Below are 10753 nucleotides of genomic sequence, written 5' to 3' on the forward strand. Positions count from 1 at the left end.
GATTCAATCGTCAACGCGTCACCCAAAAAGGCAGAAGTAAACGCGAGACTCAGACAGTTTACAAGTGCCGCTTCAAGTCCTTGAATGTAAACACTTTTCCGGGGCGCCAGGATCGCTTCGGTGGGTCAACGATGTGTATAACCGCATGAGCGAGACCCCCTTTATATTGAATTCGCCGACAACGTAACCCAATGCGACCGTGAGGAACAAAGTGAACAACGGCTGGGTTTCCAACAGTGACCTGACGGCTTCCATGGCCGGCTCCTTATTATCAGGATTGAAGATCCAGCACGTTGACGCGGCAGCGTACCGCGGACGCTTGGTCGAGAGGGGCGGATGGCCGTCGCACCCAAGCCCGCAATTCCCCGGATTTCAATCACTGTGCCGGTGCACGCACAGTGGATCCGTTGCCTTCGGGTAGTTGATTTCGAACTGCCTTGATGGACATGATGTCCGGTGACGCCCGGATCGCGACGTCGCTTCCATCGAATTCGAGTCCAAAGGGCGACGCGGGAATGGGCGTCTGGCGCGCACCGCACTTTGTAAGCATAGGCATGGCTAAGATCGAATCATTGACGTAGGTCAGCGTATTTGAACGGCACACTGAAGACGCACGGATCCGAACAATCGGAATCATCGCGGGTGACGCTATCTCGAACAGCCTGGAGTGCACGCCAGAAGCAAGAGGAACAAGACCGGGAATGCGGGACTCGGGGAAGTGATGTGTGCGGCAATTGCAGGACGTCCTCTCGATCGACACAGTACCGGGACAGGGTGTCCGTATCCTGATCCGGCTTCCAATTCGAACCGTGAACGCCGGAAGATTGCAGGCTTCCCGGCCTTTTGTTTCTCATGGCGCCGGTTCGGCCCGGCTAACGAATTGCCGGCGGCTTGCCGAAGGGAATTAGAATGCTGGTCCAGAGCATGGCGGTGCGCCTTCCTCCGCGCGGCCCGGACTACCGGGTAGCCGTTGTGCAAGGGCTCGCGCAGCGCTCATCCGCAATTCGGAATTCCATCGTGACCATTCGCAGCTTCCAGGGCAAAGCCCCCAAACTCGGCGACCGCGTGTTCGTCGACCCGAGCGCCGTCGTGATCGGCGACGTAGAGATCGGCGCCGACAGTTCCATCTGGCCGCTGGTCACCATTCGCGGCGATATGCATCGCATTCGCATTGGCGAGCGCACCAGCGTGCAGGACGGCAGTGTGCTGCACATCACGCATGCCGGTCCCTTCAATCCGGATGGTTTCCCGCTCACCATCGGCGACGATGTGACGATCGGCCACAAGGCGCTGCTGCATGGCTGCACCATCGGCAGCCGCATCCTGATCGGCATGGGCACCATCGTGATGGATGGCGCGGTGATCGAGGACGAAGTGATTCTTGGCGCCGGCAGCCTGGTGCCGCCGGGCAAGGTGCTCAAGGGCGGGCATCTGTACGTCGGGAGCCCGGCCAGGGAGGCACGGCCCCTGACGGAAAAGGAACGCGGTTTCTTCCGCTATACGGCGGCCAATTACGTGAAGCTGAAGGACCAGCATGTCGCGGAGTTGCAGGGCGTTTGAGCGAATTGCCAGCGCCGCAGCCGGCTATCACACCCGGCTGCCGGCAGCGTTTCCTGTCAGATCACCTTCCCCGGATTCATCAGCCCCTGCGGATCCAGCGCCTGCTTGATTGCCCGCATCATCGCGAGTTCGACTTTGCTCTTGTAGCGCCGGTTTTCTTCACGCTTGAGCTGGCCGAGCCCGTGCTCGGCCGAGATCGAGCCGCGATGCGCGTGCACGCTGTCATGCACGATCAGGTTGATGGCTTCCGAATTGCCGAGGAAGGCATCGTGGCTCTGCCCGGCGGGAGGCGATACGTTGTAGTGCAGGTTGCCATCGCCAAGGTGGCCGAAGGTGACCATGCGCGCGCCGGGAAAGGCTTGCTGGATCAGGGCGTCGGTAGTGTCGATGAAATCCGCGATGCGCGAGATCGGCACGGCGATGTCGTGCTTGATGTTCTTGCCTTCGTCGACCTGCGCCAGCGGGATATGTTCGCGCAGGTTCCAGAAGTCGCGCGACTGTTGAACGGATTCGGCCACCACCGCGTCTTGTGCCACGCCGGCTTCGAAGGCCGTTTCCATCAGCGCTTCGAAGATGGCGCGCGCATGGTCGTCGCTCTCGTTGTCCGACAGTTCCAGCAGCACGACCTGCGGATGCGGGCGGTCGAACGGATAGCGCAACTGCGGGTAGTGCGTGGTGACCAGCGACAGGCACATCTCCGACATCAGCTCAAAACCCGTCAGCATGGCCCCGGCGCGTTGCTGGGCAATGGCCAGCAGGGCGAGGGCCGCGCGCGGATTGGCCACTGCCGCCAGCGCCGTGACGCGGGCGCGCGGCAGCGGATACAGCTTCATCACGGCGGCGGTAATGATGCCGAGCGTGCCTTCCGCGCCGATGAAGAGGTCGCGCAGGTCGTAGCCGGTGTTGTCCTTGCGCAGGCCGCGCAGGCCGTCCCAGATCTCGCCGGCGGGCGTTACCACTTCCAGCCCCAGGCATAGCTCGCGGGTGTTGCCGTAGCGCAGCACGGCCGTGCCGCCCGCGTTCGTGGAGAGATTGCCGCCAATGGTGCAGCTGCCTTCCGCCGCGAGACTCAGCGGAAACAGCCGGCCATGCTCGCGCGCGGCGTCCTGCAACTGCTGCAGGATCACGCCGGCTTCCACCGTGATGGTGTTGTTGAGCGGGTCTACCTGCCGCACGCGGTTCAGGCGCTGGAGAGAGATCACCACGGACTGCTGTCCCGCTGTCGGCGTGGCGCCCCCGCATAGCCCGGTATTGCCGCCCTGGGGCACCACGGCCAGCTTGTGCGCGTGGCAGGCGTGCACGGCGGCGGCGACTTCCTCGGCCGAGCCTGGCCGCAGCACCGCCAATGCTTCCCCCGTATAGCGCTTGCGCCAGTCGGTCAGGTAGGGAGCCTTGTCGGCGTCTTCGGTCAGCACGTGCTGCTCGCCCAGGGCGGCGCGGCAGAGGGCGAGGAAGGAATCGGGATGCGAGGCGGTCATGGCGGTAGGTCCAGGAGGGCGGCCGCCGTCGTGACGGCCGCGCGGAGTGGATTGCTGCGGGCTTACAGCGCGTTCATCGGCGATGTCATTTGCCGGGCTTGGCCTTGGCCGGTTGCAGCGCCTTGGCGCGGCGCTTGTACGGGCGCAGGTAGAGGATGGTGCCGAAGAAGAACAGCAGCGTCAGCGCGACTTCGACCCACGCCAGCGTGGAGGACGGCGGCCGGTCGCTGGTGGCGCGCACGATGCCTTCCGTGAAGAACAACAGGATCAGCATCGAGGACCACTGCATGGTGTAGCGGTTGCGGGTCAGTACGCCGCGCAGCGGCAGCAGCAGGGGCAGGAACTTGAGGATCAGCCAGGACCCGCCGGGACGCAGCGGCGCCAGGAACCATTCCCAGGCGATGCACAGCAGGATCAGTGCAATCAGGCTGCCGGCGCTCAGCCGGTACAGGCCGGCGCTGTGCAGCGCGCTGTCGGTGGCGTTGGCCGCGGGCGCAACCGCGGGCTTGGGGGCGGCGTTCATGCGTGGCTCCGGCCAGCCAGGCGCAGCGCGGTCTCGGCCAGGCGCTTGCCCATGGCGCGCGCGAGCGCGGCTTCCTCGTCGGACACCGGCGCACTGTTGTCCACGCGCGCGTGATGGCTGGGGCCGTAGGGCGTGCCGCCGCTGGCGGTGGTCATCAGGGCGCTTTCCGAATAAGGCAGGCCCAGCACCAGCATGCCGTGATGCAGCAAGGGCAGCATCATCGACAGCAAGGTGGTTTCCTGGCCGCCATGCAGGCTGCCGGTGGCGGTGAACACGCAGGCGGGCTTGCCGGCAAGGGCGCCCGACAGCCACTGGGCCACGGTGCCATCCAGGAAGTACTTCATCGGCGCGGCCATATTGCCGAAGCGGGTCGGGCTGCCCAGCGCCAGGCCGGCGCATTCCTCCAGATCGCGTAATTCGGCGTAAGGCGGGCCTTCCGCCGGGATATCCGGCGCGGTGGCCTCGCTCACGGTGGAAACCGGCGGCACGGTGCGCAGGCGTGCCTGGGCGCCGGGCACGCTGTCGATGCCGGTGGCGATCAGTTCGGCCAGCTTGCGGGTACTGCCGTGGCGGCTGTAATAGAGGACTAGGAGTTCGGTCATGGACAGGGCTGCGGCGCGCAACAAGGGCGCCGGGGTGGGGCGGTCCCAGGGGGCAGGCCGGATTGGTGCCTTGTGCGGCGCACAGGGCAATGCGCGTATTATAGTTGCGGCCCCGGCGTGCGCCGCGCGTCGCCGCGCCGGGGTACCCCACTGAATCAGCAAGGAGTTTGCCCCAGCATGTTCGCCGCCCGCTTCGTTCGCCTGCGCAGGGAATGGAATCTGCAAAAACTGCGCGCGCTCACGCGCTACGCGCTGCGCCGCGCCGGCGAAGGCCGCTTGCCGCAGGTCGCGGCCAGCCTTACCTTCACTACGGTGCTGGCGGTGGTGCCGGTGTTGACGGTGGCCTTCGCCCTGCTGGCGGCCTTCCCCGTATTCCGCGAGTTTCGCAGCGCGACCGAGTCATTCCTGTTCCAGAACCTGATCCCGGGCAACGTCAGCAATTCCATCACGAGCTACCTTGGCCAGTTCGCGAAGAACGCCAAGGGCCTGACCGCGGTGGGCCTGGGCGGGCTGATGCTGACCTCGGTGCTGACGATGCTGACCGTGGAGGACGCGCTCAACGCAATCTGGCGCGTCAAGCAGCGCCGCCCGCTGGCGCAGCGCATCCTGGTGTTCTGGGCGGTGCTGACGCTGGGCCCCGTGCTGATCGGCGCCAGCCTGTCGATCAGTTCCTACCTGATCTCGGTTTCGGCCGGCTATGTGGGCACCATGCCGTTCGGGCTGGAGCTGGTGGTGAACCTGACGCCGGTGCTGCTGTCGGCGCTCGCCTTCGCCTTTCTCTATACCGCCGTGCCCAACGCCAACGTGGAGTGGCGCGACGCGATTGCCGCCGGGCTGGTGGCGGCGCTTGCCTTCGAGCTGGCCAAACGCGGCTTCGGTTATTTCGTCACCCATATCCCGACCTACACCGCGGTCTATGGCACCTTTGCCGCGCTGCCGATCTTCCTGCTCTGGATTTACCTGAGCTGGCTGGTGACCCTGCTGGGCGCCACCATTGCCGCCAACCTGCCCGTGATCCGGCAAGGCTACTGGCGGCGCCGCACCTTTGCCGGCAGCGAGTTCTTCGACGCGCTGGGCGTGCTCTACCTGCTATACCGGGCACGGGACGAGGTGCCGCGCAGCGTCGGCGAACTCGACCTGGGCCGCAAGCTGCGGGTAGAGGCGGATTACCTGGCGGGCCTGCTGGGCAAGCTCAAGGCCATGCACCTGGTAGGCAGGCTGGCGCAGGAACGCGGCCAGGCCCATTGGGCGCTGCTGTGCGATCCCGGGCAGGTCACGCTGCGCACGCTGCACGACCGGCTGGTGCTGAACCTGCCGCGCCTGCCGCGCACGGCATTGGCGCAGCAGTTGCAAGGCGCCGATGCGCTCAAGCAGGTGCTGGACAACCCGCGACTGGACCAGCCGCTGGATGCGGTGTTCCGCCGGCAGCAACCGGAGGATGGCCCGGCGGTCCAGGAACGCCCAGCCGATTCCGCGCGCCGCACGCTGGAAGTGGTGCCGCCCGGCTGGCATGGCCAGGTCTGAATGCCCCCCTAGAAGGGAATCCTGCCACGCCAGATGTCGGCGTACATGACCCAGTCTCCCATCAGGCTGTAGAGCGGGTGGCGGAAGGTGGCGGGGCGGTTCTTCTCGAAGGCGAAATGGCCGACCCAGGCGAAGGCATATCCCGACACGACGGCCGCTGCCAGCCACCACCAGTTGCCGCTGAGCAGGAGTGCAAGCAGGCACAGCAATGCCACGCTGGAGCCGGCGAAATGCAGGCGGCGGCAGATGGGATTGCGGTGCTCGTTCAGGTAGAAGGGATAGAAGGCGGCGAAATTCTCGAACTCACGGGGGTGGGCCTGGGGCATGGCGGGGGCCTGTGGGGTGTTCGGGGGCTTTTAGTTTAGGTGGGGGGTGACTGTCACTGCAACTGCTTACCGTCAAAGGCAACTGCGGTTTCACCACCCCTGCGGGGCGGCGACCTACTTTCTTGTCTTGCCAAGAAAGTAGGCAAAGAAGGCGCGCCGGATGGGGCGACACCCCCTCGGGCTTCGACGAAAAGAGCGGCCGGGACCCAAACTCGCATCGCCTTAAGGCGATGCTCAGACATGGGTCCCTCTTTTCCGCTCTTTTCGCCGAATCCCGAGGCGCCCCATACGGCCTTGGCACACCTTGACGGCTCGCTTCGCATCGCGCTTGGGTGTTTCCCGCCCCTTGGGGCGGGAAACACGGCTACCACAGTTGGTTGATCTTGCCGCTGGTTGGCTCCCCTCTCCCACTTGTGGGAGAGGGGCCGGGGGAGAGGGCGGGCGCTCGCTACGCCGCCGCAGCCTTCAACCTGCTGCTACCACTTTGCACCACGCCGTCCTCCCGCATCTTGACCCGCAGCGCGTCGAAGAACACCACCGGGTACATCACCTCAAGCGGGCGAGCCTGTCAGGCCGTGACTTCGTCCATCACCGCATCGGTCACTGAACTGATGAACTCGGGCGAGACCTCGGTGCGGTACTGCTCGGCCAGGAACGCCTGGGTCTCGCGCATGGTCATGCCCCGGGCATACATGGCGATGATCTTGTCATCGAAGCCGGTGAAGCGTCGCTCGTGTTTGGGGATCAGGATCGGGGCGAAGGTGCCATCCCGGTCGCGGGGGACCTCAACGCGCAGCGGCCCGTCGTCCGTGAGCACGGCTCTGGCGCTCTTGCCGTTGCGCTGGTTGGCCGTGCCGGCCGGGCGTTCGGCGCCCGGGGCATAGTGATGGCCCAGCTCCGCGTCCAGGGCGCGCTCGATCAGGGCCTTCTTGAACGCCATGGAGGCCTCCACGGCCTCGGTGGTCACGGGGCCTTTTACGAAATGGGCAATCAGGTCCTCGGGAATGGTCGGCAGCCTGTCTAGTCTTCATTTTGCGTGGCATGACATGCTCCTTAGCGACATGTTATGCCCTAAGCACAAAATTCCTGACAGGTCCGGCCGAGACGTTCACCGGCACCGCTGGTGTCCGTGTTCGGAACCATTGACGACTATCGTGCCCCACTTTGCACAAACGGAGCTCGCTAGAACCCGATCGCGAGGCGGGCACACGAGAAGGCACTATCGGACGAATCCGCGACCGATTCGGAATCTTCGCAAACAAAGCTGGATGCGCACTTGATACGCTACTTCCATCCAACTCCATCGCCGATGTCTTGGGGGGGCTCCCTGGCGGACTCTTCAACCCGCTAGTTTCGGCTCAACCGCCTCATGTGCGGGATGGGGCATTTTTTCCAGGGGGCGCGGTAGCCCTTGTCTTCGCGCCATAGACAAGCGATTGCGGGATAACGGAAAGAAGCGACGGGCAGTGCAGCATGGTGATCAGGTCATCAATGAAGCCGCTCTCGAGATGTCGATTGCTCGATGCGATGTTGCTTGTCGGCGCAATCCTCCTTGCCGCCGTCGCGCTTTGGGCGCCATGCCGAGGAACGTCATGATCTGCCGCCGTTCGAATACGAAGGGAAAAGGAGCCCTTGGAGGAGAAACGGTCGGAATATGAACTGAGCCTGTTCAACGAATTGCATTTCTGGAACACAGGAACGCCGAAGTACATGGGAAATGACGGGAACAGTCAGGGGAGAGCAGATTGATTGGCGATGCTCTATGAATGGCTACTAGTTGGTCTATGTCATGTTGCAATTCCTGCCGCCGTCCACGGACATTCGCTATGTGGTCGATAGGCCTAAAGCGGAAAGCCTCGGAAATATGAAGAGATCTATCGTCTAAAACCCACCACCGCGTTCAAGGAGAATATTTATGAACTTGTTTCGCTCGGAAGTTCTTTCGTCAACCAACGATTGGTCTGGGCCTATTGTGCTTCCGAGGCCCTGGTCAAGCTGGGTTATTGTTAGCGTGGGCACATCTATTGGAATGCTGACTCTCGCATACCTAGTGTTTGGCACATACACAAAACATGCGTCGGTGCGCGGTATTCTTCTACCGGCACACGGCGTGATCCGCATCTCATCACAGGCAACAGGGATCATAACCGAAAGAAGAGTCTCGGAAGGCGAGCAAGTGAACAACGGAGACATCCTTTTTGTACTTTCCGACGAGCGCCGAACATCCGATATACAAGGGAGCCTCAAGTTGGCGGATGCTCACGCGCACTTGCTCGAGCAGCGACGCTCAAATCTTCAAGTGGCAATTGACGCAAGCCATCTACTCAATCAGCAAACTCAAGACGGCCTTCGATCGAGGTTAAACGCCCAAGCGGATGAGCTAACTAATCTCCGGCAAGAGATCGAAGTGCACACTCGTCGCGTTGCGTCGGCAGAGAATATATTTCATCGCCAAGTAATTCTCGCGCAAAATAATTTTATTTCCCCGGCAGGCCTGCTTGAGAAAGAAGATCAAGTCGAAACTCTGCGCATTCAGCTTATTTCTGCGCGACGTAAAAGGGCGGAGTTGACGAACAGTATTGCTTCGCTTCGAAGCGAGCTAAGCCAAGTAGCCACGCGCGCGGGAAGCCAAATAGCAGACTTGCGGCGCCAAATGGCTGAGTTACTGCAAGAGAGTGCTGAAGTTCGAACGCGTGACCGACTCGCTATCACGGCCCCACTTGCAGGAACAGTCACGGCCATTACAGCGGAAGTTGGGCAACTCGCCAGCAACCAGCCCATTGCCACGATACTGCCAAGAGGCTCGGCACTGATCGCACAACTTTTCGCGCCATCACGCGTTGTCGGCTTCGTCAAGCCGGGTCAGCGCATGCGATTGAGGTACCAAGCCTATCCATATGAAAAGTTCGGCCAATACTCAGGGACGGTAATCGAAGTCTCCCGCAGCCCGATCTCGCCACTGGATCTGGCATCCAATTTTCCTCCTCTGCGATTGGCAATTGACGAAGGCGTATACCGCATTACTGTAAAGGTTGATGATCAGAGCATACTCGCCGATGGGAAGAATATTCCTCTAATGCCGGGAATGACACTGGACGCCGACATCGAACAGGAGAAAAGAAGGCTATATGAATGGATATTTTTCCCTGTAATAGGAGTTAGCAGGCGGCTATCGTAACTAATAAAAGGCAAGTCAGATGAATTATATGGGTCAAAATCTACGTCGAAAATATTTTTTAATTGTTGTTCATGTGGCTATTATCATGATTCTCGCTTCGGCGTCACTTGCGAGTGCAGATGGCGGTACTTCTTCGTTAGGTGAGCAGCGAAAATTCGAGGAAATAGAAACTTTCAGTCTCGGAATGGTTGGGTTCTATGGGCATGTAAGTAATCAGGAGGAATTATATCGGTCTATTCTAAAAAAGCGTGATTCCGTTTCATTTTTTATACGAATAGTAAATTCTAAAACGGCAACAGTAGAGTCAAAATTGTATGCCGCCTGTGGGCTTCGCGAAAAATCGCCGCTGGCATTCGATGAGGCGAAAATATCGATCATTAAATCTGGAGGGATGGCATCAGTTTTGAGGGCTGACATTTTAAAAAGGGAGGACGTAGCAGAAATAATCGAGTTCATTGATGATCATGGCTGCAAATCCGTTTACAAAAAGGACAAGAGATGAGAGTTATTACAGATGAAGAAATGAAAATGATGGCGGGTGGAATGAATATGTCTGGTGAAGCCGAGTCAAGCAATGTGATTGACCTCCGGGGGCGAAACATGGGGAGCTATATTGACGCAAATGGTGGGTGTTGGGCTCCTGGTACGCCCTCTTCGTCGATGTATCCAAATGGCGCGGATGGCGATGAATGACTGAAATTGAGGGTGGTTTCCCTCGAAACCACACCTTGCTGAGACCGGCTACGCCTGGTGAGCCAATGCCAGCGTAGCCGAAATGGTCGGTTAGTCATAAGGTTATTAGCTTTGGACCCATATTTCGTGGACTAGGAAAGAGGCGAGCCCGTAAAGATATGATATCCGAGACGATTAGTGCATCCAGTTTCTTTGAAGAGAATTTTGAGAGATATCCGGCTTTATTCAAATCTTGCTATACAGGGAAATTTTTCGACTGGCACGATCTTGATGAGTCAATATACTCCAGTCAATCAAGTCCACTTGGGGTGAGAATCCATAATGGAGTGGATTTTATTGACCCGGCGGGGTATAGCAAAAGATGTATTGAGGTGGGGGTAATTAAAATCCAACTTAATAAAGATCTTGTTGAGATGCATCTGGCGGCTGGCTCAACACTTGTGTTCAATCGAATAGAGTCAGTTTCAATTAAAATTAGAAACATTTGTAACGAATTGTCTGATTTTATTGGTGAGGTCGTCATTGCAAACGGTTATGCTGCTTTCGGAAATAGTGGATCTTTTGGTGATCATTGGGATACGCATGATGTTTTTGCCATCCAGCTGATGGGGCGCAAGCGATGGCTGTTGTATTCGCCCACCTTCACACTTCCTTTGCCTGGGCAGACGAGCAAGAACTACAAGCACTGCCGACCGGCGGAGCCAGTGCTTGATGTGGTTCTTGAGCCCGGCGATGTTCTTTACGTTCCACGAGGGTGGTGGCACTCCGCGACCCAATCCACCCAAGATAAGCCGCCAAATAAAATCGCATTTTGCGCCGAGGACACTTGACAGGTGACGAGGTTCGAGCGGCCGCCGCCCTGCTTGCGC

The 10753-nt window shown here is 60.1% G+C and carries 10 protein-coding genes and 1 pseudogene; 6 read left to right on the plus strand and 5 right to left on the minus strand.

Annotated elements, in window-relative coordinates:
• Positions 1 to 1017: 1017 nt before the first annotated feature.
• Positions 1018 to 1560: a gamma carbonic anhydrase family protein gene (locus AC1DT6_RS39395; protein ID WP_477102774.1), complete on the plus strand. Its 543-nt coding sequence runs from the start codon at positions 1018 to 1020 to the stop codon at positions 1558 to 1560.
• A 56-nt stretch (positions 1561 to 1616) separates the two neighbouring features.
• Here the strand turns inward: AC1DT6_RS39395 and AC1DT6_RS39400 are convergent, their stop codons facing one another.
• The 3 genes from AC1DT6_RS39400 to wrbA all read right to left on the minus strand — a co-directional run bounded on the left by AC1DT6_RS39400 (position 1617) and on the right by wrbA (position 4163).
• On the minus strand, positions 1617 to 3038 hold the full coding sequence (locus AC1DT6_RS39400) for an FAD-binding oxidoreductase (RefSeq protein ID WP_441627358.1): 1422 nt from the start codon (positions 3036 to 3038) through the stop codon (positions 1617 to 1619).
• An 85-nt stretch (positions 3039 to 3123) separates the two neighbouring features.
• The gene (locus AC1DT6_RS39405) at positions 3124 to 3561 is read right to left on the minus strand and encodes a DUF2069 domain-containing protein (protein ID WP_441627356.1); all 438 of its coding nucleotides are present in this window, start codon (positions 3559 to 3561) and stop codon (positions 3124 to 3126) included.
• Positions 3558 to 4163, minus strand: coding sequence for an NAD(P)H:quinone oxidoreductase (wrbA, locus tag AC1DT6_RS39410; RefSeq protein WP_441627354.1), 606 nt, complete (start codon positions 4161 to 4163; stop codon positions 3558 to 3560). Before wrbA ends, AC1DT6_RS39405 begins: the two co-directional genes overlap by 4 nt.
• A gap of 177 nt (positions 4164 to 4340) precedes the next feature.
• Here wrbA and AC1DT6_RS39415 point away from each other — a divergent pair, with 177 nt between their 5' ends.
• Complete coding sequence (locus AC1DT6_RS39415) at positions 4341 to 5687, plus strand: YihY family inner membrane protein (RefSeq protein WP_441627352.1); 1347 nt, start codon at positions 4341 to 4343, stop codon at positions 5685 to 5687.
• Positions 5688 to 5695: 8 nt separating this feature from the next.
• Here the strand turns inward: AC1DT6_RS39415 and AC1DT6_RS39420 are convergent, their stop codons facing one another.
• Positions 5696 to 6013: an Mpo1-like protein gene (locus tag AC1DT6_RS39420; protein WP_441627350.1), complete on the minus strand. Its 318-nt coding sequence runs from the start codon at positions 6011 to 6013 to the stop codon at positions 5696 to 5698.
• A 481-nt stretch (positions 6014 to 6494) separates the two neighbouring features.
• A pseudogene (locus tag AC1DT6_RS39425) lies at positions 6495 to 7056 on the minus strand (transposase); the annotation flags it as partial.
• 872 nt (positions 7057 to 7928) lie between these two features.
• Between AC1DT6_RS39425 and AC1DT6_RS39430 the strand changes: the two are divergent.
• The 4 genes from AC1DT6_RS39430 (at position 7929) to AC1DT6_RS39445 (ending at position 10714) form a co-directional block, all read left to right on the plus strand.
• Positions 7929 to 9191, plus strand: a complete 1263-nt coding sequence (locus tag AC1DT6_RS39430; RefSeq protein WP_441627348.1) for an HlyD family secretion protein — start codon at positions 7929 to 7931, stop codon at positions 9189 to 9191.
• Positions 9192 to 9210: 19 nt separating this feature from the next.
• A complete protein-coding gene (gene mchS3, locus AC1DT6_RS39435) occupies positions 9211 to 9693 on the plus strand; it encodes an MchS3 family protein (protein WP_441627346.1) in 483 nt (160 codons plus the stop codon).
• Entirely contained in the window at positions 9690 to 9884 is a 195-nt protein-coding gene (locus AC1DT6_RS39440; RefSeq protein WP_441627344.1) for a hypothetical protein, read from the plus strand. Before mchS3 ends, AC1DT6_RS39440 begins: the two co-directional genes overlap by 4 nt.
• Before the next feature lie 158 nt (positions 9885 to 10042).
• Positions 10043 to 10714: a JmjC domain-containing protein gene (locus AC1DT6_RS39445; RefSeq protein ID WP_477102773.1), complete on the plus strand. Its 672-nt coding sequence runs from the start codon at positions 10043 to 10045 to the stop codon at positions 10712 to 10714.
• Positions 10715 to 10753: the final 39 nt, after the last annotated feature.

Source organism: Cupriavidus sp. 01L45 (assembly GCF_056399885.1).

What these genes read in the sequence shown, in the direction of transcription:
- AC1DT6_RS39400 (WP_441627358.1), bottom strand. Translation starts at nt 3,038, where the DNA reads ATGACCGCCTCGCATCCCGATTCCTTCCTCGCCCTCTGCCGCGCCGCC.
- AC1DT6_RS39405 (WP_441627356.1), bottom strand. Translation starts at nt 3,561, where the DNA reads ATGAACGCCGCCCCCAAGCCCGCGGTTGCGCCCGCGGCCAACGCCACC.
- wrbA (WP_441627354.1), bottom strand. Translation starts at nt 4,163, where the DNA reads ATGACCGAACTCCTAGTCCTCTATTACAGCCGCCACGGCAGTACCCGC.
- AC1DT6_RS39415 (WP_441627352.1), top strand. Translation starts at nt 4,341, where the DNA reads ATGTTCGCCGCCCGCTTCGTTCGCCTGCGCAGGGAATGGAATCTGCAA.
- AC1DT6_RS39420 (WP_441627350.1), bottom strand. Translation starts at nt 6,013, where the DNA reads ATGCCCCAGGCCCACCCCCGTGAGTTCGAGAATTTCGCCGCCTTCTAT.
- AC1DT6_RS39430 (WP_441627348.1), top strand. Translation starts at nt 7,929, where the DNA reads ATGAACTTGTTTCGCTCGGAAGTTCTTTCGTCAACCAACGATTGGTCT.
- mchS3 (WP_441627346.1), top strand. Translation starts at nt 9,211, where the DNA reads ATGAATTATATGGGTCAAAATCTACGTCGAAAATATTTTTTAATTGTT.
- AC1DT6_RS39440 (WP_441627344.1), top strand. Translation starts at nt 9,690, where the DNA reads ATGAGAGTTATTACAGATGAAGAAATGAAAATGATGGCGGGTGGAATG.
- AC1DT6_RS39445 (WP_477102773.1), top strand. Translation starts at nt 10,043, where the DNA reads ATGATATCCGAGACGATTAGTGCATCCAGTTTCTTTGAAGAGAATTTT.